The organism is Nonomuraea sp. NPDC049646, assembly GCF_044465525.1.
Taxonomy (GTDB): Bacteria; Actinomycetota; Actinomycetes; order Streptosporangiales; family Streptosporangiaceae; genus Nonomuraea.
The window spans coordinates 440,222-465,282 of the sequence record NZ_JBITLU010000004.1 but is presented as its reverse complement, the minus strand read 5'-3'; the positions used below and the strand labels follow the sequence as shown (position 1 = coordinate 465,282).

Sequence of the window (25,061 nt, the reverse complement as noted above, 5' to 3'; positions counted from 1 at the left end):
CACACTTTCTCCCGTCCATCCGCTCGCCTGCGGCCGAGAGGCCCGGCCGGCGGTTTCCGTGGACGGCGGCCCCTTTCAGCGGTGGCACCCGCGCGTGACACTGGACGGCGTGTCCCCAGTCACGCGCGTCCCCGTGTTACGCGGCCGCGACGCGGAGGAGAACGTCCTGTCGCGGCTGCTCGACGACGCCCGGGCCGGCTCCGGCGGGGCGCTGCTGCTGACCGGCGCGGCGGGCATGGGCAAGACGGCACTGCTCGACCTGGCCGCCGCGCGGGCCTCCGGGTTCCGGGTGCTGCGGGTGGCGGGGGTGCAGCCGGAGTCGCGGGTGCCGTACGCGGGGCTGCACGGCCTGCTGAGGCCGGTGTCCGCGGCCGTCGCGGCGCTGCCGGCCGTCCAGGCCCGCGCCCTGGCCGCGGCCCTGGAGTCCGGGACCTGCGGGGCGGGGCTCGTGCTGCCCGCCGCCGTGCTCGGGCTGCTGTCGGCGGTCGCCGCCGAGCGTCCCGTGCTGGCCTGCGTGGACGACGCCGACCGGCTGGACGCGGCCAGCCTGGACGCGCTCTCGTTCGTGGCCCGCCGCCTGTCCTGCGAGCCGATCGCCCTGCTCTTCACCACCAGACCTCCGGCGCCCACCCCGTACCGCGAGCGCGGGCCCGACGGCGAGCCGGTCCAGGAGGGGTTCGACGGCGGCGCGACGTGGCGGCTCGACGGCGTGCCCGTCCGGGAGCTGCGCGGGCTCGACGGGCCGGCGGTGCGGGAGCTGGCCGCGGACCTGGCGCCCGGCGGGCTCGCCGAGGACCTGCCGGCCGCGCTCGACCAGATCGCCTGCGGCAACCCGCTGGCGCTGCGCGAGCTGATCGGCGCGCTCACCCCCGACCAGCGGGCCGGGCTCGCGGCGCCGCCCGCCGTCCTGCCTCCCGGTGGGCGGTTGTGGCGCGAGCACACGGGCGTGCTGGCCCGGCTGCCCGCGCGGACGCGCCGGCTGTCGCTGCTGATCGCCGCCGATCCGGCCCTGGACGTGGCGACCCTGGCCAGGGCGGCGAGCCCGGCGTGCGCGTTGTCCGTGCTCGAACCGGCCGAACGGGCGGGCGTCCTGCGGGCCGAGGGGGACGCGTTCGCGTTCCGGGAGCCCGCGATGCGGGCGGTCGCCTACCACGCGGCGTCGCTGGCCGAGCGCCGCCGCGCCCACCGCCTCCTCGCCGCCCTGCTCACCCCGCCCCGGCCCCAGCCCTCGGACGCCGCCGGCGCGCCCGGCTCGGAGGAGGGCAGCCCGGACGGGGAGCGCGCGGGCGGCTGGGAGAGGCTGCGGCGGGCGTGGCACCGGGCCTGGGCGGGGGACGGCGGCGAGGAGGCCGGGGACGAGCTGGCGCGGGCGGCGCTGGCCGTGCGGTGGGCCGCCGGGAGCTCCGAGCCGGGCCTCGCCCCGGAGCGTCGTGCCGGGTTCCCCGAGCCCTACCTGGCGCTGGAGCGCGCCGCCGAGCTGACCGCCGATCCCGCGGTCGAGGCCGGACGGCTGGCCGCCGCCGCCAGGCACGCCTGGGTGTCGGGACGTCCCCTGGCCGCGCGCTCCCTGCTGGCCCGGCTGCGGTCGCCCGGCGCGCCCGAGGAGCTGCGCGGCCACGTCCAGCTCCTGCGCGGCAGCCTGGAGCTGCTGGGCGGCGAGACCGGCAGCGCCCGCGAGGAGCTGCTGGCGGCGGCCCGGCGGTTGCTGGACAGCCACCGCGTGCTCGGCGTGCGCGCGCTGGTCCGCGCGGCGGACGCCAGCTACCGGGCGGGCGACAACCGGGCGTTCATCGCGATCGCCCGGCAGGCGGCGGCGCTGCGGCGGCCGGACGAGCCGGCGACGGCTCAGCTCATGTTCGAGTACCTGGCGGGCATGGCCCACACCTTCAGCGGCCTGCACCAGGAGGCGGCCGGGCCGTTGCGGCGGGTGCTGGAGCTGGCCGGGTCGGTACGCGACCCGGCCGTCCTCACGTGGGCCTGCGTGGCGGGCATGCTGCTGGGCGAGGACGCGGTGGCCCACCGGCTGTCGGCGCGGGCCGTGGAGGAGGCCCGGCTGCGCGGGGCCGCGTCGGCGGTGCCGCAGCTCCTGGAGTTCACGATCTACCCCGACGTCTGGATGGGCCGGTACGCCTCCGTCGCCGCGACCGCCGCGAAGGGCCTGCGGCTGGCCCGCGAGACCGGCCAGCACAACACCGCGGCCCAGCACCTGGCCTGGCTGGCGGTCAGCGCCGCCGTCGAGGGCGACCAGGAGACGTGCCGGATCCGCGCCGACGCCGCCATCGAGCTGGCCGACGCCCACGAGCTGGGCCTGGCCGGCGCGGTCGGCAACTGGGCGCTGGCCTGCCTCGACCTGGCCGCGGGCCGCGTGGCCGACGCCGCCGGCCGGCTGCGGGCCGAGCGGCGCAACCGCCACGTCGTCATCAAGGTCATGTCCACCCCGCACTACATCGAGGCGGCCGCCCGCACCGGCGACCGCGAGCGGGCCGCGGCGGCCCTGCGGGTGCTCGAACGCTGGGTCGGCAGCACGCGCAGCCCCGCCCTGCGGGCGCTGGTCTCGCGCTGCCGGGCGCTGCTGTCGGTGCGTCCCGGCGAGGCCGAGGAGCTGTTCCTGGACGCCCTGCGCCTGCACGGCCAGGGCGTCAACGCGTTCGAGGCGGCCCGTACGCACCTGCTGCTGGGCAGCGCGCTGCGGCGCGACCGGCGGCCCGGCGCGGCCAGGAACCACCTGCACGCGGCGCTGGAGACGTTCGAGCGGCACGGCGCGCGCCTGTGGACCGAGCAGGCCAGGGCCGAGCTGCGGGCCTCCGGCGAGCCGGTCCGGCCGGCCGCGGACGCGACGGTGTCGCAGCTCACCGCCCAGCAGGCGCAGATCGCCCGCATGGTGGCCGCGGGCGCCACCAACAAGGAGGTCGCCGAGCAGCTCTTCCTCAGCAGGCGCACGGTCGAGCACCATCTCAGGAACATCTTCAGCAAGCTCGGCATCCGCTCGCGGGTGGAGCTGGTCAGGTTCATGTCCTGAGCGATGCCGCCGGAAGGACCCAGGTGAACCGCGCGCCCCGGTGACCGCCGGCGATCTCGGGGTGAGCGCCTGAACCGGGCGGCGCGCGGCACGAGACCGGTGATTTCACCGATGCACGGCTGACCGCGCGTCCCGACAATGGCGACAGACAGCAGTCATTCCCCGATGAGCAGGGAGTTCGACGACGTGCAGCTCTCCACCCCCCACTTCGGCGCGCGAACGTTCACCAAGCTCGCCCTGGCCGTCACGCTGCTCGCCGGCGGCGTCGCGGCGGCGCCGGCCGCCCACGCGGCCGGCCCGTACGAGCGCGGCCCCGACCCGACCAGCGCGATCCTGGAAGCCGCCCGCGGCCCGTTCGCGACCGCCGAGCTCGGCGTCTCGCGGCTGAGCGTCTCCGGCTTCGGCGGCGGGACGGTCTACTACCCGACCGACACCAGCCAGGGCACCTTCGGCGCGATCGCCATCTCGCCCGGCTACACGGCGACCTGGTCCAGCCTCGCCTGGCTGGGGCCGCGGCTCGCCTCGCACGGGTTCGTGGTGATCGGCATCGACACCATCACGATCTACGACCAGCCGGCCAGCCGCGGCCGTCAGCTCCTGGCCGCGCTGGACTACCTGACCTCGGGCAGCCCGTCGGTCGTGCGGAGCAGGATCGACGCCTCCCGGCTCGCGGTGGCCGGTCACTCCATGGGCGGCGGCGGCACGCTGGAGGCCGCCGACGCGCGCCCGTCGCTCCAGGCGGCGGTGCCGCTGGCGCCGTGGAACCTCACCAAGAGCTGGTCGGGCCTCCGGGTGCCGACGATGATCATCGGCGGTGAGGCCGACACGATCGCGCCGGTGGCGACCCACTCGGAGCTGTTCTACCAGTCGATCCCGTCTCCGGTGGAGAAGGCGTACCTGGAGCTGAACGGCGCCACGCACTTCTTCCCGCAGGTCACCAACACCACGATGGCCAAGTCGATGGTGGCCTGGCTGAAGCGGTTCGTCGACGACGACACCCGCTACGACCAGTTCCTGTGCCCCGCCCCGCGCGGGACCGCGATCGAGGAGTACCGCGACACCTGCCCGATCACCTGACGGGTGCGGCTCCGGAGCCGGTGACGCCCGCCGTCACCGGCTTCCAGCCGGCCGGCGGGTCCTCGCCCACCCGGCCGTCGACGGCCTCGCGGAGGAGGTCGGCGTGGCCGGTGTGGCGGCCGTACTCCTCGATGAGGTCGCACAGCAGGCGGCGCAGGCTGGCGTGCCGGCCGTCGGGCCAGGACAGGTGGACGAGCCGCGCCGGGCCGCCGTCGGCCAGCGCCGCGCCGATCCGGGCGCGTGAGCGCTCGACCGCGACGTCCCACAGGGCGTAGAGGTCGGCGGGGCTGTCGTGCGCGGCGGAGGTGAACGGCCAGTCGGGGCCGTCCCAGCCGGCCGACTCCCAGGGCTCACCGAGCGGGGCGCCGGTCAGCCTGACGGTGGACAGGTGGTCTTCGACCAGGGCTCCCAGGGGGTGTCGCTGTCGGTCATGCGGTCCACCGTAGAACCCGCCACCGACAAGACCGACAGCCGCCGTGCTGCCGCGCCCGTCGCCGCCGGTCAGCGGAAGGCGGCGGCGTTGCGCTCGGCCCAGGCGGCGAACGGGCGGGCGGGGCGGCCGAGGACGCGCTCGACGTCCGGGCTGACGCTCCGCTCGTCGGCAGTGGGCTCGCCCAGGATGGCGAGCGTGCCCTCCACCACCGGCAGCGGCATGACCTGCGCCATCTGGGCGTGGGCGGCCTCGCGGGTCTGCTCGGCGAAGCGCACCGGCTCGCCCAGCGCCGCCGAGATGGCCGCCGCCCGCTCCCGCGGGGTGGTGGCCTCGGGGCCGGTCAGCACGTACGTCGCCCCGTCGTGCCCGTCCTCGCGCAGGACGGCGGCCGCCACGGCGGCGACGTCGGCGGGGTCGACGAAGGGCAGGCCGACGTCGCCGAAGGGGGCCTCGGCGGTGCGGTGCAGGCGTACGGGCTCGGCCCAGGCGTAGGCGTTGGAGGCCATGCCGCCCGAACGCAGGACCGTCCAGGCCAGGCCCGACCCGCGGACGGCCTCCTCGAACCGGACGGCGTGCGGGTAGGCCCCCGGCCGCGTCCCGGCGCCCTGGCTGGACAGCAGGACGATCCTGCGCACGCCCGCCTCCCCGGCCGCCGCGACCACGCCCTCCGGGTCCTCCCCCGCCACCAGCAGGAACAGCGCCTCCGCCCCCGCCAGGGCCGGACGCAGGCTCTCGGCGTCGCCCAGGTCGGCGGCGACGGCCCGGACGCCCGGCGGCACCTCGGCCTGCGTGACGCGGCGGGCGACGGCGGTGACCGGCAGGCCCTCCTCGGCCAGCAGGCCGACCAGCGCGCGGCCGACGTTCCCGGTGGCACCCGTGACGACGAACATGGTGGTTCTCCTCGGTCATTAGTTAGTTGCCTGACTGAGAAGAACCGTAGCACAGAAAATGAGTCAGGCAACTAACTTGGTTGGCGCGAGGTGTGAACCCCGCGCACGCCGGGGACATCTGGGCAAATGGGGACGGCGTACGCCGCGACGGCACTGGCCGGGCAGGGATGGGCCCAGCTCGGCGAACTGGGCCTGGCCCTGCTGCTGTCGGCCGCCATCGGGCTCGAACGCGAGATCCGCCAGAAGAGCGCCGGCCTGCGCACCCACACGCTGGTCGGCTTCGCCTCGGCCCTGATCATGCTGGTGTCCAAGTACGGCTTCGCCGACGTCCTGGGCGAGCACGTCACGCTGGACCCGTCCCGGGTGGCCGCGCAGATCGTGTCGGGCATCGGGTTCATCGGCGGCGGCCTGATCTTCGTCCGCCGGGACGCGGTGCGCGGCCTGACCACCGCCGCGGTGGTCTGGCTGACCTGCGCGGTCGGCATGGCCGCCGGGGCCGGGCTGTGGCTGCTGGCGGTCGCCGTCACCGCCGGCCACTTCCTGGTGCTGTTCGCCTTCACCCCGCTCAGCGCCCGGCTGCCCCGCTCGAAGTACGCCCAGTCGCGCCTGCACCTGACCTACCTCGACCGCCACGGCGCGCTGCGGCGGGTGCTGGCGCTGTGCAGCGACAGGGGCTTCGTCATCGCCGAGCTCACCCTCGAACGCGACCAGCCGCGCAAGGACCGGGAGTCGATCTCGATCTGGCTCGTCGTCCAGGGCGCGGGGCCGGTCGAGGTGCTGATCACCGAGCTGCTGGAGATCGACGGCGTGCTCGGCGTCTCCAGCGTCGACCTCGACGTCACCACGCCCTGACGCCGGCGGGGGCCGCACAACCGTTCAAGACCGCAGCCCGTCGCTGCCGCTACAACGGTGGCGGCGGGACACGGAGAGCGGGAGGGCGGATGGCCGTGACGGGATTCATCGGACTGGGGATCATGGGCCGGCCCATGGCGCTCAACCTGGTGCGGGCGGGCACGCCGGTCGTGGTCTGGAACCGTACGGCGGCCGGGTGCGAGCCGCTGCGGGCGGCCGGCGCGCACGTGGCGGCGAGCCCGGAGGAGGTGTTCGCGCGGGCCGGGGTCGTGCTGCTCATGCTGGCCGACGAGGCCGCCGTGGACGCGGTGCTCGGGCGCGGCACGCCGCGCTTCGCGTCCATGGTGGCCGGGCGGATCGTGGTGCACATGGGCACGACGTCCCCGGCGTGGTCGGCGGACCTGGGCGCGGCGGTGCGGGCGGCCGGCGGCGACTACGTCGAGGCGCCCGTGTCGGGCTCGCGCGGCCCGGCCGAGGCCGGGCGGCTGGTCGCGATGCTGGCCGGCGAGCCCGCGGCGGTCGAGCGGGTACGCCCCCTGCTCGCGCCGATGTGCGCGGGGACGATCGCGTGCGGCCCGGTGCCCGGCGGCCTGCTGATGAAGCTGGCGGTCAACATCTTCCTGATCACCATGGTCAGCGGCCTGGCCGAGGCCGCGCACTTCGCCGCCCGGCACGGCCTGGACCTGGACAGGTTCGCCCAGGTGCTCGACTCGGGCCCGATGGCCAGCGACGTGTCGCGCGGGAAGGTCCGCAAGCTGCTGGACGGCGACCTCACCGCCCAGGCGGCCATCGCCGACGTGCTGAAGAACAACCGGCTCATCGCCGGGGCGGCGCGGGCGTCGGGCGTGGCCTCGCCGCTGATCGACGTCTGCCACGCGCTGTTCGCCGAGACCCTGGCGCTCGGGCACGGCACGCTCGACATGGTGGCCGTGATCCGCGCGATCGAGGCCAGGACCGACGGCCGCCGGGCGAGCGCCGCCGTGGACGCGCCGGGCGTCAGGTGAGGGCCGCGGTCCATTCGCCGGGGGTGAGCCCGTAGGCGCGCTTGAACATGCGGGTCAGGTGGCTCTGGTCGGCGAAGCCGGCCCGCAGCGCGGCCTCCCGCAGCGGCAGGCCGCCGCGCATCGCCCGCCGGGCCACGTCCAGTTGGCGCATCGTCCGGTACCGGGTCGGGCTGGTGCCGAAGGCGGCGCGGAACTGGCGGGCGATCGTCCAGCGGTCGAGGCCCGAGACGCGTTCGAACTCGGCCACCGGGTGCCGGGTCGCGGGGTCGGCGGCGATGAGCTCGCGCACCCGTGCCAGCGCCTCGACCGCGAGGGGGTCGCGCCGCCGCCGGACGGGGACGTCGGCGTGGCGCTCCAGGGCCGCCGCGACCAGCAGCGCGACCTCCAGCCGGGCCAGCTCCTCCAGGGGCTCGTCCAGGTGCCGCAGCCAGGCGAGCAGCGCCGGCGACATCCCCTCCGGCCGCACGACCGGGTCGGCGACGAACGGCAGCGGCCGGCCGCCCAGCGCCTCCTGGATCAGGTACGGATCGACGTAGAAGATCCGGTAGCCGAAGCCCGCGTCGGTGCCCGCGGCCCCGTCGTGCAGCTCGTCGGGGTGCAGGACGTGCCACTCCCCCGGCAGGCATCGCCGCAGCTCGCCGCGGTAGCGGAAGGTCTGCACGCCGGCGAGCGTGACGCCGATCGCGTACGTGTCGTGGCGGTGGGGCGCGAACGCCTCGCCGACGAGCGAGGCCGCCAGCCGCTCGATGCCCTCGGCGGCCGGGCCGAAGCGCAGCCGGTGCCCCGGCCGCCCCGCCCCGCCGCGGACAGGTCGTGTCTCCACCACCCCAGTGTCGGCCATCGGGCCGCGGTTCACCCCTCCGGCTCGGTCAGCGCCCGCGCGTCGTTGCCGACGATCGGGTTGCGCACACTGCCGAGGCGTTCGGCCTCGACCTCGACGACGTCGCCGGGCCGCAGCAGCCACGGAGGGGTGCGCGCGTAACCGACCCCGGCGGGCGTGCCGGTGGCCAGCAGGTCGCCGGGCCGCAGCGTGAACGTGCGCGAGATCAGGGCCAGCGTGTCGCCGACGCCGTAGACCATCTCGTCGGTACGCCCGTCCTGGACGACCTCGCCGTTCACCCGGGTCCGCAGCCGCAGCCCGTCGCGCAGGTCACCGACCTCGGACGCGGGCACCAGCGGGCCGAGCGGGCCGGAACGGTCGGCGTTCTTGCCCAGGATCCACTGGCTGGTGAGCTTCTGCGCCCTGCGCGCGGTGAGGTCGTTGAATACCGAGTAGCCGGCGACCGCGGCCAGCGCCTCCTCCGGGCCCGCGTCCACCAGCGGCGCGCCGACGTACGCGACGACCTCGCCCTCCCAGTCCAGGCCGTCCTCGCCCGAGGGCACCGGCACCGGGACGCCGCCCACGGTCAGCGACCGCGTCCAGCGGGCGAACAGCGTCGGGTGCGGCGGCACGCCCTCCCCCGCGTGGGAGCCCTCGGCGACGTGCCTGAGGTAGTTGAGCCCGACGCAGATCACCCGGGCCTCCGGCAGCACCGGCGGCACGAGGGTGACCGACGGGACCGGGACGCGCTCGCCGGCCGGCTCGCGGGCCAGGAAGGCGGCCGCGCCGGCCCAGAACCGCTCCAGCGGGGCGAGGACGGTGACCTCGGTCCCGTCGTCCGACAGCGCGCCCGCCTCGACGCCTCCGGCGGCGTTCCTGCGGATCCCGACGATCCTCATCGCTCATCTCCTCAAGGCGGCGAAAAACCTGCTAAAGGTTCGCAGGTTTTGTGGTTGGATCCGGACTATGCCCTACTTCTCCTCGCCCGGACAACCGCCCGCGCTCGGGCAGGGCGCTGGCACGCGGGCCGAGCGGCTGGCCGCCGCGCTCGACGAGCGGATCAGGTCGCGCGGGCTGGGCCCCGGCGAGCCGGTCGGCACGCTGGAGTCGCTGCGCGCGGAGACGGGCCTCGGTTACGCCACCGTCAGCGAGGCCGTCCGGCTGCTGCGCGACCGCGGCGTGCTGGAGATCCGGCCGGGCCGCGGCGGCGGCCTGTTCGTCGCCGATCCCGGCCCGGTGGTGCGGCTGCGGCACACCCTGCTCGGCGTCGCCGAGGAGCCGGGCACGGTCGCCGACGCCGTCGAGCTGCGCGACCACCTGGAGGAGCTGATCGACGTCGGCGCCGCCCGTCATCGCACCCGCCGGGACGTCGCCGACCTGCGCCGCCTGCTGCGGCGGCTGCGCGCCGCGCCCGGCTGGGACGCCTTCATGCGCGCCAACTGGGCCCTGCACGAGCGCATCGCCGCCATCAGCCCGAACGCCATGGCCCGGGCCGTCTACCTCGGCACGCTCGGCCATCTGGGGGCCGCGTCCGCGCGTCCCGACGACGCGGCCGGCGCCGGGTACCGCGAGCTGCGCCACCAGATCCACGCCGACCTGGTCGAGGCGATCGCGGCCGGCGACGAGAGCGCCGTACGAGCCGCCGTCGCCCGGCACAACACCACCGTCTGAGACAGACCGGAGAGCCCCTCATGCCCGGTGAGTTCCGCCAGTACCTGTTCCCGCACGACCACCCGAGGCTGGCCGGCGTACGCGGCCTCGACCCCTACGCCTACCGCGAGCTGGCCAGGAGACCGGGGACGTTCACCGGCGGCCTGATCGAGGGCTGGACCCCGCTGTACGGGAACGACTTCCGCGGCGTCACCGAGGACGGCGTCCTGCGGGACGGCCTGTACCCGCTGACACCGGCCGCCCCCGGAGAGGAGGCGCCGGTCGCCGCGATGGTGTCGGCCGCCCGCGACCTGCTGGCCTGCCTGGACGACGAGGACCGCGAACGCCTCTCGCACGAGGCCGACGCCGTGGCGTGGCAGACCTGGGCCAACCCGGAGTTCATGCAGTTCGACACCGGCCTGCGGCTGGACCTGCGGCCGCCGGCCGTCAGGGAGAAGGCGCTGGCGCTGGTGGACGCCTCGCTCTCGCCCGAGGGCGGCCGGCTCGTCCGGGCGGTGATGCGGGTCAACGGCTTCCTGGGCGAGGTCGTCGGCCTGGAGACGATACTCAACGAGTTCAGCTACAACTTCGCCCTCTACGGCACGCCCGGCCCGCGGGCCCCCTGGGGCTGGCAGCTCTACGGCCACCACTGCGCGCTCAACTGCCTGGTCGTCGAGGGCCGCATGGCGCTGTCGCCGGTGTTCCTCGGCGCCGAGCCCGACGAGATCGACGCCGGTCCGCACGCCGGCCTGCGCGACCTGTTCGCCGACCGGGTCGCCCGCGGCCTCCGGCTGATGGCCGCCCTGCCCGAGGAGCAACGCCGGCAGGCCGTCGTCTACGAGCGCATGGTCGATCCGGCGATGCCCGAGGGACGGGTGCACCCGGGGGACGAACGCCACCTGGCCGGGGCGTTCCAGGACAACCGCGTGATCCCGTTCGAGGGGGTGCGGGTCGCCGCCATGCCCCCGGCCGCCCGGGAGCACGCGCTGGCCGTCGCGGAGTCGTTCGTCGGCCTGCTTCCGGCAGGGCCGCGCGCCGCCCGGGTGCGGGAGATCGCCGCGCACCTCGACGAGACCTGGTTCTGCTGGATCGGCGGCCACCGGCCGGGGGACGTCTTCTACTACCGGCTGCAGTCACCGGTGATCGTCGCCGAGCTCGACCACCACTGCGGCGTCTTCCTCGACTACGACACGCCCAAGCCGTTCCACGTCCACACCGTGCTGCGCACGCCGCACGGCAACGACTACGGCCGCTCGTGGGTGCGGCAGTGGCAGGATCAGGGCTCGGGCTGGAGGTAGACGACCGTGGACATCGGGACGCGTTCGCGAATGCGCTCCTCGGCCTTGGCCAGCGCCTCTGCGACGGCGTCCCCCTGCTCGGCGACGGTGACGCGGGCGGCCACGAGCAGTTCCTCCGGGCCCAGGTGCAGGGTGCGCAGGCGGGTGAAGGAGGCGACGGCGTCGTCCTCGCGCAGGGCCTCCTCGATGGCCCGCTGGACCTCCGGCGACGCCGACTCACCGATGATCATGCTCTTGGTCTCGGTGGCCAGGGTGACGGCCACGATGATCAGGAGCACGCCGATGGCGATCGAGCCGATGCCGTCATAGACCGGGTCGCCGACGACCAGCGTGAGCGTGACCCCGACGAGCGCGAAGGCCAGCCCGATCAGGGCGGCGGTGTCCTCCAGCAGCACCACGGGCAGCTCGGGGGCCTTGGCCTCGCGGATGTAGCGCAGCCACGACCGGCCCCCGCGGGCCCGGTCGGCGTTGCGCACCGCCGTGCGCAGGGACAGCCCTTCCATGACGATCGCGCCCACCAGCACCCCGATCGCCCACGGCCAGCTCTCCAGCGGCTTCGGGTGGCTGATCTTCTCGTACCCCTCGTACAGGGCGAACAGGCCGCCGCCGAAGAACAGCACGACCGAGACCAGGAAGGCGTAGAAGTACCGCTCGCGCCCGTGGCCGAAGGGGTGGGACGGGGTGGGCCCGCGCTTGGCCCGGGACTGGCCGAGCAGCAGCAGCCCCTGGTTGCCCGAGTCGGCGAAGGAATGGATGCCCTCGGCGAGCATCGAGGACGAGCCGGTGAAGAAGAACGCCACGAACTTGGTGACGGCGATCCCCAGGTTGGCGGCCAGCGCCGCGTAGGTCGCCTCCTGCGAGCCCCCCTTACCGCTCACGCCGGCCCCGCAACGGGTGCTCGTCCAGGCTGTCGCGTCATCACGTTCCTCCCGTGCCGGTGAGCTGTCGGATGCGTGCCTTTGCCCCGTGGGCCCGCGGGCACACCTTGATCCGGCGTCCGAATGGACATGCACAACGTGCATTGATGCGCGTCGTGCATCTTTGTAGGGTGGAACGGCCCGCCCCCGCGAGAACAGGACGTGCCGATGAGCGACCGCAGCCCGACCGGCGACTCCCCCGGCGCGAGCCCCACGGCGATGCGCCGGATCCTGCCCGCCGACCTGGTCGAGCGCGGCGGATGCCCGTTCGACCCGCCGCCGGGCCTGCGTGAGCGGCGCGGCCAGGGCCCGGTCCGGCCGGTGGAGCTGCTCAACGGCGCGCGGGCGTGGCTGGTCACCGGCTTCGACGAGGCCCGCACCGTCCTGTCGGACGCCCGCTTCAGCGCCGACCGGATCCGTCACCGCGAGGCCACGTCGCTGCAGCCGCACGAGGTGGCCGAGCAGGCGGCCGGCGCCCTTCCCGCGGGCCCGTCCGTCGAGAGCCGCGAGGACGGCTTCTTCGTGTTCATGGACCCGCCCGAGCACACGCGCATCCGCCGGCTGCTGACCGGCCAGTTCACCGTCCGGCGCATGCGGGAGCTGGAGGCCCGGGTCACCGAGATCACGATCGAGCACATCGAGGCGATGAAGGCGGCCGGCACGGAGGCCGACCTCGTGCCGTCGTTCGCGCTGCCGCTGCCGTCGCTGGTCATCTGCGAGCTGCTCGGCGTCGACTACGCCGACCGCGCCGAGTTCCAGGAACGCACCTCCGTCGGCCTGAACGCCAACTCCACCGACGAGGAGCGGGCCGTGGCGGGCGTCGAGCTGTACGCGTTCATGCAGCGGCTGGTCGCCGCCAAGCGCGCCGAGCCGGCCGACGACCTGCTGTCGGGGCTCGTCCACGACGCCGACCCGCCGCTGACCGACGCCCAGCTCGTGGACGTCGCCCTCGTCCTGCTCGGCGCGGGCCACGAGACCACCGCCAACATGCTGGGACTGGGCGCCTTCGCCCTGCTGGAGCACCCCGCCCAGCTCGCCGCCCTGCGGGCGGACCCCTCCCTCGTCGACAACGCGGTCGAGGAGCTGCTGCGCTACCTGAGCATCATCCAGCTCGGCGTCAGCCGCGTCACGACCGAGCCCGTCAGGCTGGGCGGCGCCGACCTGCCCGCCGGCGCGACCGTCGTGATCGCCACGCCCGAGGTCAACCGCGACCCCCGTCACTGGCCCGACGCCGACCGCTTCGACGTCAACCGCGCCCGCGTCCCCCACCTGGCCTTCGGGCATGGCGTGCACCAGTGCCTGGGCCAGCAGCTCGCCCGGGTGGAGATGCGCATCGGCTTCAAGGAGCTGATCACCCGCCTGCCGGACCTGCGGCTGGCCGTCCCGGCCGGCCAGGTGCCGGTGCGCGACGAGATGCTCGTCTTCGGCGTGCACTCCCTGCCCGTCGCCTGGTCCTGACCGGGCGGCCGGCGCCCTCGCCCATAATGAGGACCGTGGCAGAGGAGGCCGGGGTGGTTCAGCTCGCATCGGGCGGCGGGGAGCCCGCGTCGCCCGGCCGCCGCGAACGCAAGAAGCAGGCCACCCGCGCCGCCCTCCGCGAGGCGGCGCTCCGGCTGGCCCTGCGCCACGGCGTCGAGAACGTGACCGTCGAGCAGATCGCCGGCGAGGCCGACATCGCGCTGCGCACGTTCTTCAACTACTTCTCCAGCAAGGAGGAGGCGGTCGTGGCCTCGCTGGCCGCCGCCGCGCAGGAGCTCGTCGCCCGGTTCAGGGCCCGGCCGCGCACCGAGCCGGTCCTGCGCGCCTTCCGCGCGGCCGTGCTGACGGTCATGAACGAGAGCGAGGCCGCCGGTCGCGACCACGTCCGGGCGTTGCAGCTCGTCCGGTCGGCGCCCACGCTCGTGCCGCAGCAGCTGGCCGTGCTCGCGGCGCAGGAGCAGGCCCTGGCCGAGGCCATCGCCGAGCACATCGGCCACCCCGCCCCCGGGCGTCCGGGCGACACCGGCTATCCCCTGCTGTGCGCGGCCGCGGCCCTGACGGCGCTGCGCGTCGTCCTCGACCAGTGGCTCCGGCAGACCGCGGCCTCCGCGGGGCCGCCGGACACCGCCCTGCTCGGACGGCGCATCGACACGGCGATCGACCAGCTCACCGCCGGCCTCGACCACCCCGGACACCCCCCGCACCTCGGCCACCCCGGGCCTGCCAGGCGGCCGGCTGCGAGCTGACCTGTCCGGCGGGAGGATCCGGCGCTAGTGTCGGCAGTCTCCGGTGATGATCGACTTGGGAGGGCGTCGTGCGGCGTGTCCTGATCCTGCTGGCCCCGATCGCGGCCCTGGCCGCCGGGCTGACCGCCGGGCTGGTCGCCGCCCGGCGGCGCCTGGTCGTCGTCCGGATCAGCGGGGCGAGCATGCTGCCGACCTACCGCACCGGCGACCGGGTGCTCGTCCGCAGGACGACGGGGGCGGGCGTCGGGCGCGGGCAGGTCGTGGTGCTGCAGACGCTGCCGCCCGGGGGCGAGTGGCGGACCGGGCCGCTGCCGGCGCCGGGGGCGGCCATGTGGTTCATCAAGCGGGCGGTGGCCGTGCCGGGCGACCCGGTCCCGCCCGAGGTCGCGGGCCGGGTGGGGGCCTCGCCGGGCGACACGGTCCCGGCGGGCCGGCTGGTGGTCCTGGGTGACGGGCCGGTCAGCGAGGACTCGCGGAGGTGGGGTTACGTGCCGTTCGACCGGGTGCTCGGCGTCGTCGTGCGGGGGATGTCGCCCGTCCGCGGGTCCGGAGGGGCGGCCGGTTCGTAGCCCTGGGCCTGGAGGGTGAACAGGCTCGCGTACTCCCCGCCGAGCGCCATCAGCTCCGCGTGCGAGCCCTGCTCCGCGATCCGCCCTTCGGCGAGCACGACGATCACGTCCGCCTCCCGGACCGCGCCCAGCCGGTGGGAGATCAGCAGGCTGGTGCGTCCGGCGCGGTGGCGGCGCAGGCTCTGGTGGATGGCGTGCTCGGCCTGGGCGTCCAGGCCGGAGCTCGGCTCGTCCAGCACGAGCAGGTCGCGGCCCTTGCGCATCAGGGCGCGGGCCAGCGCGAGGCGCTGCCACTGACCGCCGGACAGCACCACTCCGGCCTCGGGGTCGTCCCGGTCGCCGAAGAAGATCCGGCTCAGCAGCGTGTCGTAGCCCCGCGGCAGCCCGGCGACCGTCTCGTGGACGCCGGCCAGCCGGGCCGCGTCCTCGACCCGCTCCCGGTCGCCGATCGCCGCGACGTCGCCGAGCCCGATGTTCTCGGCCGCGGTCAGGTCGTAGGACATGTAGTCCTGGAAGACCGCGCCGATGCGGCCGCGCAGCTCGGCGGGGTCCGTCTCGCGCAGGTCGACGCCGTCCCAGAGGATGGACCCGCGCACCGGGTCGTACAGCCGGCAGATCAGCTTGACCAGGGTGCTCTTGCCCGCGCCGTTCAGGCCGACGAGGGCGAGCGAGCCGCCGCGGGGGACGAAGAGGTCGACCCCGCGCAGCACCCACGGATGGGCGTCGTCGTACCGGAACCAGACGTCGCGCACCTCGATGCCCTCGCGCAGCGCCGGGACGGGCCGCGGCCGCCGCGGCACGGGCAGGTCGGGCGGGTCGGCCACCACGTCGAGGTAGTGCCCGAACATCAGCAGCGCGTTGTGCGCGTCCGCCGACTGGCCAACGATCGAGGCCAGCGCCGACTGCACCCCGGCCACGGCCGCGACGAACACGGCGACGTCGCCGACGCTCAGCGCGCCCGACGCGGCGGCGATGATCGCCCAGAGCAGGCCGGCCGCCGCGACGGCCGCCCCCACCAGCGACAGCACGCCCTGAATGCGCAGGGTCCGGCGGGCGAGCCCCTGCTCGGCGGCGTTGACCGCGCGCAGCTCGGCCAGCATCCGGCCGCGCAGCAGGTCGCCCAGGCCGAACAGGCGGATCTCCTTGGCCGCGTCGGGGCTGGTCAGCAGGCCGGCGAAGAAGATCTGCCGCCGGGCCCTGGAGCTGACGCCCCACATCATGCTCGCGCGCCGCCGGGACAGGTCGAGCTGGGCGCGGACCGACGGGATCGCGGAGAGCGCCACGACGGCGATCATCCCCGGCGCGAGCAGGGCCAGCGCCGCGGTGAACCCGGCGAGGGTGACGGCTCCCTGGGCGATCCCCAGGGTCGAGCGGACGATCCGCTGCGGCGCGTTCTGCCCGGCGTCCTGCGCCAGCCGTACGCGGTCGTGGAAGGCCGGGTTCTCGAACCGGCTCAGCCCCGGATGGGTGTTGACGGCCTGGAACAGCCGGTCCTGGATCAGCACCTGGAGCGCGCGGCGGAGCTGCTCCTGGGCGTACTCGGCGACCGCGGGCAGTGCCGCGCCGACCAGGCCGGTCACGCCGAGGGCCACGCCCGGCGGCAGCAGTTCGGCGGGCCCCGCCCCGGCGGCCAGGCCGTCCAGGACGAGCTTGGTCAGCCACGCGGCGGCCACCGGGACCAGCCCCATGAGCAGCACCGCGATCCCCGACCCCAGGACGGCGGCCGGATGCGCCCGCCAGGCGAGCGCCACGGCCGCGCGCGCCCGCCGCCCCCGGGATACGCCGCCGGGCCCGGCGGGAGGGGTCATCGGCGGGTGACCGCCGGCAGCCTGCCCGGGGCGGCCTCGGCCGCCACGACCACCGCGTCGCCGTCGACCAGGAAGAAGCTGGGGAACTGCGAGACCTGCAACGCCCTGCTCACCGGGCCGCCCATCGGCTCCACGACGACGGTGGCCGAGGTCAGCTCGCGGGTGAACCGCCGGGCCTCGTCCGGGTCGCCCGTGACCACGGCCAGCACCCGCTCGGGACGCGTCTCGGCGAGGTAGGACGTGAACTCCGGCAGCAGCTCGTGGCAGGACGCGCACTCGGTGGAGAACACCGCCACCACGGAGACGCCCGAGAAGAACGCGCGCGACACGGTCCCGCCGTCGGCGGTGGCCGCGCTGAACTCGCCGATCGTCGTGCCCGGCTGCACCGACGGAGGACGCGTCGGCCCCAGCTCCGACAGCCGCAGCGTGTGCGCGCGCAGGCGGCGGATCACCGCCAGCGTCAACACCAGGTTCACCAGGCACAACAGTCCGACGATGACGACGGCGGCGACGAGATAGGGCATGCGGGCTCCTCAGGGGTGACGCGGTTGTGCGGCGAACAGGCCGGCGAGGTCGTCGAAACCCCACCAGGACGGTGCCGGCCGGCAGCACGCCGGCCCGCACCGTCCCGGGGACCGCCGGCAGATGGCTGTCATGGGAGATCGGGAGGGGCGTCCGTCAGCAGTAGTCGAAGCTGCCGCAGCTGACCGTGCCGCTGGAGTCGTGGTAGCAGCAGGTCCGGCAGAACTTGCCCTGGCAGCACCAGTCGGTCCAGCACGCGGCCGAGGCGTTCGCCGAGGGGAGGAGTTTGTCGAGGAGGCGGTCTCCCAGCTGGTTGAGTGCGCGGATCATGGCAGCTCCTTGCGTGGGGATCTTTACGCGATCAACGTCGCCCAGCAAGAGACCGGAGTTAACGGACAGATCGGCTGAGACTGGAGATGACTTTGAGCAGCAAGTGATCTTGACATTTCCGGGCTGATCTTTATCCGCACGTGGGCCGTCGGTTTCGTTCACTGTCCGTTCTGGTGGACCAGGGGGCCGGAGTTCTCGAACGCCGCGCGCGAGGCGTCCTTGAGCCATTTGGCCGCGCCGGCGGCTCTGGTGAGGTTCGTGTAGACGGCCAGGGTGCGGATCACGTACCGGCCGCGTCGCCCGGTCCACGAGTAGAGCTGCACGTCCCACCAGTTCGACGTGTAGCAGATGCCGGTCGACCCCGGCCCTGTCCGGGGGCACCGGATGCCCCACTCCTGCGCGTAGACGTTCCTGAGCCTTGAGTAGGCGGCGCCGGCCCGGCCCGAGTCCTTCAGCGGGACGACCCAGACGGTCGCCATGATGCGTCCCTTCGGAGCGCCCGAGCTGACGTAGACGCCCACGGCCATGTCGTCGCAGCGCGCCTTGCGCAGGGCGGACTTGACCCTGGCCACGGGCCACGGGCTCGGGCAGTCCTCCACCCCGGCCGCCTTACGGCTGAAACGCACCCCCTCGGCGCTCGTGAAGGACTGCGGGAGGAGGGCGTCTGCCGTGACGGGGGTCGGGTCCGTGCTCTCCTTGTCGAGGTCGGCGGGGGTGAACTCGGCCTCGCTCGGCTTTTCCGAAGCCGTCTGGGAGGGCGTCTGCGACGGTGTCTGTGACGGCGTCTGGGAGGGCGTCTGGGAGGGCGTCTGGGAGGGCGCCGGCGTCTCTGAGGGGTTCGGCCGGGAGGAGGCGGCGGCGGAGGGGCGGCCGGTCGGCAGCGCTCCCCGTACCGTGTTCTTGACCACGGCCCGTACGCCCACCACGACCAGCACCAGAGCGACCGCTCCAGCGCCGACGGCCAGGCCCACCCTCTTCGACCGGCCCCCGTCGCCGCCTCCGGCAGGCGGCGGCGACAGGACGTCCTGACCAGGCGGTCCGTGCGGGTCCGCCGGGCCGGGAGGGAGGTGCTCCCGCGTCGGCGGGTACGGCCGGAGGGCGGGCCGCTCGGCCTCCGGGATGCCCGTCGTCGCGTGCGCCGCGGGAGCGACGGGAGCGGCCGGCGGAGACTCGTCGCCGGTCAGGCGGCGCACCAGGGCGGCGGCGCCCGGCCGGGCCGCGGGGTCCTTGGCCAGGCAGGCCGCCAGCGCCGGACGCAGTTCCCGCGGCACGGACGACAGATCGGGCTCGCGGGTCAGGACGGCGTGCATGATCACCGGAAGGGCGTCCCCGCGGAAGGCCTGCCGCCCGGTGGCCGCGTAGATCATGGAAGTCGCCCAGCTGAACAGGTCGGCGGCCGGGGTGATCGGCTCTCCGCCGAACTGCTCGGGCGCCATGTAGACGGGAGTGCCCACCACGCTGTGCGTGGCCGTCAGGGCGGTCACCCTGGCGATCCCGAAATCGATCACCACGGGCCCTTCAGGACCCATGATCACGTTCTGCGGCTTGAAGTCGCGGTGGACGATCCCCGCCCGGTGGATGGCCGCCAGCGCGGTGAGCGTGGCCACCGCGAGCCGCTCCAGCCCGCTCCCCGACCGCGGCCCCTCGGTCCTGACCAGCAGGTCGAGCGACGGCCCCGGGATGTGCTCGCTGACGATGTACGGCCGTCCGCCCACCAGGCCCGTGTCCAGCACCCGCGCGGTACAGAACGGGGCAACCCGGCGGGCCGCCTCGGCTTCGCGCAGGAACCGGCGGCGCGCGTGCTCGTCTGCCGCGGCATCGGCGTGCAGCACCTTGACCGCGACCTGCTCGCCGGAGGTGCCCTGACCCAGGTAGACCGTTCCCTGACCGCCTCGTCCGAGCACGCCGACCAGCCGATAGGGACCGATCCGGGCTAAGTCTTCCGGCGTGAGCGCCTGCACAAGATCTCACCCTAGCGCTGGCCGGGCAGATCGCCCCAGTGTCCGACACAGTGGGTCAAGTCACTACGAAACCTTGTAGCCGTGCGCCTTCCATGTCGGCGCACTCGGGACGTCCGGCGGCCACCACGCACGACCTGCCGCACGCCTACGTGACCGCCCTGCCCGCCCACGCCACGCCAGGTTGCCGGTCAGGCCGCGCGGCGAGGGGACCGCGCGTGGCGGCGCTGAGCGGAACAGCGGTGGCGGCCTGGGCCGTGGCGAGCGGGGCCGGCCCCCTGCTCGCGAAAAACCGGTTCCGGTCCGGCGGACACTTTGCGACCATCGCACGGTGACAGATGAACCCGATCGTCAACCGTCGTCCCCCACCAGTCCGAAGCAGGTGCGCTTCGTCGAGCTGTCGAGCGCGGCGATGTCCGCTCTCCTCGACGGGGACCTGGCCACTGCCGGCCGGACGGCGGGGGTCGTTCTGACCGATTACTTCGTGACAGACAGAGCACGGTGGCTGTGGCGGATCCGGATCGACCAGATGGCCGCCGACCCTGACCACGCATCCTGGATGGCACGGCAGGCGGTGACCGGCCCCGATGGCGTCGTCATCGGTCATGCCGGCTTCCACGGACCACCCGACGAGGCGGGCATGGTGGAGATCGGCTACGCGGTCGCCCCCGAGTTCCGCCGCCAGGGCTACGGCCGAGCCATCCTGATCGAGCTGCTGCGCCGAGCCGCGGCCGAACCGGCGGTCAGGACCGTACGGGCGACGATCAGCCCCGACAACGTCGCGTCCCTGGCCACGATCGCAGGCTTCGGCTTCGTCCAGGTCGGCGAGGACTGGGACGAAGAGGACGGCCGCGGCCTGATCTTCGAAGCCCCCGCCGACCACAGCCTCTGACTGCGAACCGCCCTCGTCCCGTCACTTCCAGCGGCGAACCCGGCTCGGCACGCGGCTCCTGACACGAAAAAAGAGCCCCGTGATCACTGAGGTCGATCACGGGGCGTCAGGGGCTACTTGGCGAGCTGGCGGGCGATCACCAAGCGCTGGATCTGGTTGGTGCCCTCGAAGATCTGCATGATCTTGGCTTCGCGCATGTAGCGCTCCACCCGGAACTCCCTGGTGTAGCCGTAGCCGCCGAACACCTGGACCGCGTCCGTCGTGACCTTCATGGCGGTGTCCGTGGCGACCAGTTTGGCCACGCTGGCCTGCCGGCTGTAGTCGAGGCCGGCGTCGCGGCGGCGGGCGGCGTCCAGGTACGTGGCACGCGCGCTGTCCACCCCCGCCGCCATGTCGGCCAGCAGGAAGCCGAGGCCCTGGTGGTCGATGATGCGCTTGCCGAACGTCTGCCGTTCCTTGGCGTAGGCGACGGCCTCGTCGAGGGCCGCCTGGGCCAGGCCGACGGCGCAGGCCGCGATGCCGAGCCGGCCGGAGTCGAGGGCGCTGAAGGCGATCTGCAGGCCCTGGCCCTCCTCGCCGATCAGCCGGTCGCCGTCGATGACGGCGCCGTCCCAGTGGGCGCTGGTGGTCGGCACGGCGTGCAGGCCCATCTTCTCCTCCGGGCGGCCGAACGTGAGCCCTTCGGCCGCGCCGGGCGCGAGGAAGCAGGAGATGCGCTCGCCGGTACGGGCGAACAGGGCGTAGAAGTCGGCGATGCCGCCATGGGTGATCCAGGCCTTGTTGCCGGTGATGCGGTAGTCGCCGCTCTCGGTGCGCTCGGCCCGGCAGGTGAGCGCGCCGGCGTCCGAGCCCGCCTGCGGCTCCGACAGGCTGTAGCCGCCGACGATCCGCCCGGCCAGCATGTCGGGCAGCCAGCGGTCGCGCTGCTCGGGAGTGCCGTACGCGGCCACGGGGAAGCAGGCCAGCGTGTGCACGCTCGTCGCCACCGCGACCGCCGCCCAGCGCGCCCCGAGCTCCTCGATCACCTGGAGGTACACCTCGTACGGCTGCCCGCCCCCGCCGAACTCCTCGGGGTAGGGCAGTCCGAGCAGGCCGGCCGCGCCGAGGGTGGCGAACAGCCCCTCCGGGTACGTCTCCGCGCGCTCGTGCTCGTCGACCCGGCGCGCGAGCTCCTTGTCGGCGATGTCGCGGGTCAGCTCGATCAGGTCCTTGGCGTCCTGGTCGGGGAGCAGGCGGTCAACGGTCACGACGACTCCTTGGGTGCGGCTTCGGCGAGGCGGGCCAGGGCGGCCGCGGCCCGCTGACGGAACTCGGCGACGCGGGCGAGCTTGATGTCCTCGTACCCGCGGATCGACTCGGGAAGGCCGGCGATCTCGGTGACGGCGTCGATCGTGCCGGGGGTCAGCCGGGCGAGGGCGGCACGCATGAGATCACGATATTCGGTGATCAGTTCCCTTTCGACCCGGCGGACCTCGGCCTGGCCGAACACGTCGAGGGCGGTCCCGCGCAGCACGCGCGCGGCCCGCAGGCCGCGGAACAGCACCGGCGCGGAGCGGCGCAGCCGGATCTTGCGCTTCATGCCCATCGCGCGCAGCAGCGGCGGGTGCAGCAGCACGGACACGACCGCGTCGGCGCCGTACTCGCGTTCGCGCCTGGCCTGCTCCTCGGGGTCGAGGTGCAGGCGGGCGACCTCGTACTCGTCCTTGTAGGCCATGAGCTTGTGCAGGGAGCGGGCGTAGGCGAGCCCGACGCGCGCGCCGGCCTCCTCCCCCGCGCGTCCGGCCGCCTCGGCGACCACGCGCCTGACGTCGTTCTCGTACGTACGGGCGTAGGTCTGGTTCTGGTAGCCGGTCAGGTCCGCCACCCGCAGGGCCAGCGTCTCCTCCAGGTCGGGCGCGGGCCGCTCGGCGGGTTCGGCGAGCGCGGCCCGGCGTACCGCCTCACGGTCGGCGACGGCGGCCCGGCCCCAGCGGAAGGCCGCGAGGTTCTGCTCGACGGCGGCCTTGTTGAGCCTGATCGCCGCCTCGATCGAGGCGGCCGAGACGGGCAGGCAGCCGTGCTGGTACGCCGCGCCGACGAGCAGCATGTTGGCCGGCATGTGGTCGCCGAACAGCGCCTCGGACAGCTCGTGCGCGTCGAGGTACAGGTTGTCCGCACCCTCCGTAGCGGACTCCAGCCTGACCACGGCGTCGGCCGAGGAGCCGGGCACGGTCGCCCGTCCGGTGACCATGGCGGCGGTGGGCACGATGGAGGTGTTGACGACGGCGACCGTCCGGCCGGGCGCGGCGACGGCGAGGTTGGCGTCGGCGGCGGCCCCGAGCAGGTCGAAGCCGATCAGCACGTCGGCCGTGCCGCGCGAGGCGCGCACCGAGCCGTCCACCGGCCGCTTGGCGATGCGCACGTCGCTGACGACCGGGCCGCCCTTCTGCGCGAGGCCGGTCTGCTCGATGCCGGCGGCGTGCAGGCCGTCGAGGTGGGCGGCCATCTGCAGGATCTGCGAGACCGTGACGACGCCGGTGCCGCCGATGCCGGGCATCCGGATCAGCGTCTCGGCGTCGCCGTCGAGCCTGACGACCGGCTCGGGCAGCCGCACGGGCAGCGGCGGCAGCTCGCGCGGCGCCCTGGTGCCGGGCTCGACCAGCAGGAACGACGGGCAGTCGCCCTTGAGGCAGCTCAGGTCGGAGTTGCACGACGGCTGGTGGATGCGGGTCTTGCGGCCGTACTCGGTCTCGACGGGCTGGACGGACAGGCACGTCGAGACGTCGCCGCAGTCGCCGCAGCCCTCGCAGACGCGCTCGTTGACCACGACCTTCGCCGTCGGGGTGGGCAGCTTGCCGCGCTTGCGCAGCCGCCGTTCCTCGGCCGCGCACTTGTCGTCGTGCAGCAGGACGGTCACGCCGTCCAGCGCGGCCAGCTCCCGCTCGACGTCGGCGAGGTCGTCGCGGTGCCGCACGGAGGCGATCGGCGCGAGCCGCACCCCGCGGTAGGTCTCCGGCTCCGGCGTGGTGATGACGATCCGGCGCACGCCCTCCTCGGCCAGCGAGCGCGTGAGCGCGGGCACGTCGAGCCGCCCTTCGGCGCGCTGGCCGCCAGTCATGGCGACGGCGTCGTTGTAGAGCAGCTTGTAGGTCATCGTCACCCCGGCCGCCACCGCGGCCCGCACGGCCAGGGAGCCGGAGTGGTGGAAGGTGCCGTCGCCGAGGTTCTGCACGAAGTGCCGGTCCCGGGTGAACGGCGCGAGCCCGATCCACTGGGCGCCCTCGCCGCCCATCTGGGTGATGCCGATCTGGGTGCCGCGGCCGTGCCCGTCCAGGGCGATCATGGCGTGGCAGCCGATGCCGACGCCGACCAGCGTGTCGTCGGACGTGCGGGTGGAGGAGTTGTGCGGGCAGCCCGAGCAGAAGTACGGCGTGCGCGCGGCGACCATCGGCAGCAGGCGGCGCGCGGCGGAGGCGGGCCTGGCCAGGTGGACGGTCCCGCGCGGGAGCCGGTCGGGGCCGAGGCAGGTGGCCAGGGCCTTGGCGACGTCCTCGGCGCCGAGGGTGCCGCGGGCGGTCAGCAGGTCCCGGCCCGACACGACGGGGGCGCGCTCGCCGCCGTAGAGGGCCTGCTTGAGCTGCCCTTCCAGGAACGGCACCTTGTCCTCGACCACCAGCACCCGGTCGAGGTCGGAGGTCATGGCGGCCAGGTCGGCCTCGGCCAGCGGGAACGGCATGCCGAGCCGGATCAGGCGCAGCCCGAGGTCCTCGGTGGCGCTCTCGTCCAGGCCGAGGTCGGCCAGGGCGCGCAGGACCACGGCGTACGTGGTGCCGGAGGCCAGGATGCCGAGCGTGGCGCGGGGGGCGTCGCGCATGACGCGGTTGAGCCCGTGCCTGCGGCCGTAGTCGCGGGCCAGTTCCAGCCTGCGGGTGAGCAGGTCGTACTCGGCGTCCAGGGCGGAGGGGCCGACCAGGATGGGCGACTTCCCGCGGTCGGCGTGGTCGGGGAGGGGGATGCCGTCATGCGACGCGCCCAGCTCGACGGTGGCCGAGGCGTCGGCGATGTCGGCGACGATCTTCAGGCCGGTCCACAGGCCGGTGGCGCGGGACAGGGCGACGGCGTGCAGGCCGAACTCGATGATCTCGGCGACCGAGCCGGGCGCGAGCAGCGGCATCGACAGGCTCTGGCACATCGGCTCGCACGAGCTGGGCACGGTGGAGGACTTGCAGCCGGGGTCGTCGCCGATCCAGGCCACCGCGCCGCCGAGCGCGGCGGTGCCGGCCATGTTGCCGTGCCTGATGGCGTCGGCGGCGCGGTCGAGGCCGGGGTTCTTGCCGTACCAGAAGGCGGTGACGCCGTCGTGGCTGCGGCCGGGGACCTGGCCGAGGAGCTGTGTGCCGGCCACGGCCGTCGCGGCCAGCTCCTCGTTGAGTCCGGGCCGGAAGACGACGCCGGCCTCGTCGAGGAAGCGGGCCGCGCGGCCCATCTCCAGGTCCAGGCCGCCCAGCGGGGAGCCCTGGTAGCCGGAGACGAAGGCCCTGGTGTTCAGGCCGCGGTCCCGGTCCAGGCGCCGCTGTTCAAGGGTCAGCCGGACGAGGGCCTGGATGCCGGAGATCAGCACCCGGCCGTCCGGCGCGGCGTACTTGTCGTCGAGCGACACGGTCGCGCTGTTCACGCTCACGCGAACCTCCTGGCGGGCAAAGCGTATGTGGGGTTTCCCAGCACAGCAACGGAGAGCTACTGTGCGCAAGTATCAGACGCGAAACCACAACGAAGACGCAAATAATGTGAGCTGGGCGATTCTGGCGCAGAAGAACT

At 74.5% G+C, this 25,061-nt stretch carries 21 protein-coding genes; 10 read left to right on the top strand and 11 right to left on the bottom strand.

The features are described 5' to 3' along the window. Nucleotides 1-109: 109 nt before the first annotated feature. A complete protein-coding gene (locus ACIBQ8_RS14630) occupies nucleotides 110-3,019 on the top strand; it encodes a LuxR C-terminal-related transcriptional regulator (protein ID WP_397192135.1) in 2,910 nt (969 codons plus the stop codon). A 165-nt stretch (nucleotides 3,020-3,184) separates the two neighbouring features. Further along, the gene (locus ACIBQ8_RS14625; protein WP_397192134.1) at nucleotides 3,185-4,096 is read left to right on the top strand and encodes an alpha/beta hydrolase family protein; all 912 of its coding nucleotides are present in this window, start codon (nucleotides 3,185-3,187) and stop codon (nucleotides 4,094-4,096) included. Here the strand turns inward: ACIBQ8_RS14625 and ACIBQ8_RS14620 are convergent. Continuing rightward, entirely contained in the window at nucleotides 4,089-4,469 is a 381-nt protein-coding gene (locus ACIBQ8_RS14620; protein ID WP_397192246.1) for a DUF664 domain-containing protein, read from the bottom strand. The two genes, ACIBQ8_RS14625 and ACIBQ8_RS14620, sit on opposite strands and share 8 nt — an antisense overlap. A gap of 128 nt (nucleotides 4,470-4,597) precedes the next feature. Then, entirely contained in the window at nucleotides 4,598-5,419 is an 822-nt protein-coding gene (locus tag ACIBQ8_RS14615) for an NAD(P)H-binding protein (RefSeq protein ID WP_397192133.1), read from the bottom strand. Nucleotides 5,420-5,545: 126 nt separating this feature from the next. On the opposite strand from ACIBQ8_RS14615, the gene ACIBQ8_RS14610 reads away from it, so the two are divergent. Beyond that, the gene (locus tag ACIBQ8_RS14610) at nucleotides 5,546-6,271 is read left to right on the top strand and encodes an MgtC/SapB family protein (RefSeq protein WP_397192132.1); all 726 of its coding nucleotides are present in this window, start codon (nucleotides 5,546-5,548) and stop codon (nucleotides 6,269-6,271) included. 89 nt (nucleotides 6,272-6,360) lie between these two features. Next, nucleotides 6,361-7,275: an NAD(P)-dependent oxidoreductase gene (locus tag ACIBQ8_RS14605; protein WP_397192131.1), complete on the top strand. Its 915-nt coding sequence runs from the start codon at nucleotides 6,361-6,363 to the stop codon at nucleotides 7,273-7,275. On the opposite strand, the gene ACIBQ8_RS14600 is transcribed toward ACIBQ8_RS14605, so the two are convergent. Beyond that, a complete protein-coding gene (locus ACIBQ8_RS14600) occupies nucleotides 7,268-8,098 on the bottom strand; it encodes an AraC family transcriptional regulator (RefSeq protein WP_397192130.1) in 831 nt (276 codons plus the stop codon). The genes ACIBQ8_RS14605 and ACIBQ8_RS14600 overlap by 8 nt on opposite strands. A 29-nt stretch (nucleotides 8,099-8,127) precedes the next feature. Next, entirely contained in the window at nucleotides 8,128-8,994 is an 867-nt protein-coding gene (locus ACIBQ8_RS14595) for a fumarylacetoacetate hydrolase family protein (protein WP_397175756.1), read from the bottom strand. Nucleotides 8,995-9,061: 67 nt separating this feature from the next. Here ACIBQ8_RS14595 and ACIBQ8_RS14590 point away from each other — a divergent pair, with 67 nt between their 5' ends. Next, nucleotides 9,062-9,766 (top strand): FadR/GntR family transcriptional regulator, encoded by a 705-nt coding sequence (locus ACIBQ8_RS14590; protein WP_397175754.1) that lies wholly within the window; start codon nucleotides 9,062-9,064, stop codon nucleotides 9,764-9,766. A 20-nt stretch (nucleotides 9,767-9,786) separates the two neighbouring features. Then, complete coding sequence (locus ACIBQ8_RS14585) at nucleotides 9,787-11,043, top strand: DUF3500 domain-containing protein (RefSeq protein WP_397192129.1); 1,257 nt, start codon at nucleotides 9,787-9,789, stop codon at nucleotides 11,041-11,043. Here ACIBQ8_RS14585 and ACIBQ8_RS14580 read toward each other — a convergent pair. Beyond that, nucleotides 11,022-11,921, bottom strand: a complete 900-nt coding sequence (locus tag ACIBQ8_RS14580; RefSeq protein ID WP_397175750.1) for a cation diffusion facilitator family transporter — start codon at nucleotides 11,919-11,921, stop codon at nucleotides 11,022-11,024. The genes ACIBQ8_RS14585 and ACIBQ8_RS14580 overlap by 22 nt on opposite strands. A 207-nt stretch (nucleotides 11,922-12,128) precedes the next feature. Between ACIBQ8_RS14580 and ACIBQ8_RS14575 the strand changes: the two genes are divergently transcribed. The 3 genes from ACIBQ8_RS14575 (at nucleotide 12,129) to ACIBQ8_RS14565 (ending at nucleotide 14,754) form a co-directional block, all read left to right on the top strand. After that, nucleotides 12,129-13,418, top strand: a complete 1,290-nt coding sequence (locus ACIBQ8_RS14575) for a cytochrome P450 (RefSeq protein WP_397192128.1) — start codon at nucleotides 12,129-12,131, stop codon at nucleotides 13,416-13,418. Between the two features lie 53 nt (nucleotides 13,419-13,471). Further along, nucleotides 13,472-14,185 carry a TetR/AcrR family transcriptional regulator gene (locus ACIBQ8_RS14570; RefSeq protein WP_397192127.1) on the top strand — a complete coding sequence of 238 codons (714 nt, stop codon included), beginning with the start codon at nucleotides 13,472-13,474 and terminating at the stop codon, nucleotides 14,183-14,185. A 68-nt stretch (nucleotides 14,186-14,253) separates the two neighbouring features. Then, on the top strand, nucleotides 14,254-14,754 hold the full coding sequence (locus tag ACIBQ8_RS14565) for a S26 family signal peptidase (protein ID WP_397175745.1): 501 nt from the start codon (nucleotides 14,254-14,256) through the stop codon (nucleotides 14,752-14,754). On the opposite strand, the gene ACIBQ8_RS14560 is transcribed toward ACIBQ8_RS14565, so the two are convergent. The 4 genes from ACIBQ8_RS14560 to ACIBQ8_RS14545 form a co-directional block, all read right to left on the bottom strand. After that, nucleotides 14,670-16,562 (bottom strand): ABC transporter ATP-binding protein, encoded by a 1,893-nt coding sequence (locus ACIBQ8_RS14560; protein WP_397192126.1) that lies wholly within the window; start codon nucleotides 16,560-16,562, stop codon nucleotides 14,670-14,672. The two genes, ACIBQ8_RS14565 and ACIBQ8_RS14560, sit on opposite strands and share 85 nt — an antisense overlap. Beyond that, nucleotides 16,559-17,086 (bottom strand): TlpA family protein disulfide reductase, encoded by a 528-nt coding sequence (locus tag ACIBQ8_RS14555; RefSeq protein ID WP_397192125.1) that lies wholly within the window; start codon nucleotides 17,084-17,086, stop codon nucleotides 16,559-16,561. Before ACIBQ8_RS14555 ends, ACIBQ8_RS14560 begins: the two co-directional genes overlap by 4 nt. Before the next feature lie 154 nt (nucleotides 17,087-17,240). Next, nucleotides 17,241-17,414, bottom strand: a complete 174-nt coding sequence (locus tag ACIBQ8_RS14550) for a hypothetical protein (RefSeq protein WP_352318817.1) — start codon at nucleotides 17,412-17,414, stop codon at nucleotides 17,241-17,243. A 158-nt stretch (nucleotides 17,415-17,572) separates the two neighbouring features. Then, nucleotides 17,573-19,375, bottom strand: a complete 1,803-nt coding sequence (locus ACIBQ8_RS14545; RefSeq protein ID WP_397192124.1) for a protein kinase — start codon at nucleotides 19,373-19,375, stop codon at nucleotides 17,573-17,575. 328 nt (nucleotides 19,376-19,703) lie between these two features. Between ACIBQ8_RS14545 and ACIBQ8_RS14540 the strand changes: the two genes are divergently transcribed. Next, nucleotides 19,704-20,264 carry a GNAT family N-acetyltransferase gene (locus ACIBQ8_RS14540; protein ID WP_397175738.1) on the top strand — a complete coding sequence of 187 codons (561 nt, stop codon included), beginning with the start codon at nucleotides 19,704-19,706 and terminating at the stop codon, nucleotides 20,262-20,264. Nucleotides 20,265-20,377: 113 nt separating this feature from the next. Here ACIBQ8_RS14540 and ACIBQ8_RS14535 read toward each other — a convergent pair whose 3' ends face one another. Together ACIBQ8_RS14535 and ACIBQ8_RS14530 are read right to left on the bottom strand one after the other, a co-directional pair. After that, nucleotides 20,378-21,511: an acyl-CoA dehydrogenase family protein gene (locus ACIBQ8_RS14535; protein ID WP_397192123.1), complete on the bottom strand. Its 1,134-nt coding sequence runs from the start codon at nucleotides 21,509-21,511 to the stop codon at nucleotides 20,378-20,380. Further along, the gene (locus ACIBQ8_RS14530; protein WP_397192122.1) at nucleotides 21,508-24,924 is read right to left on the bottom strand and encodes an indolepyruvate ferredoxin oxidoreductase family protein; all 3,417 of its coding nucleotides are present in this window, start codon (nucleotides 24,922-24,924) and stop codon (nucleotides 21,508-21,510) included. The genes ACIBQ8_RS14535 and ACIBQ8_RS14530 overlap by 4 nt, the downstream gene beginning before the upstream one ends. Between the last annotated feature and the right edge of the window lie 137 nt (nucleotides 24,925-25,061).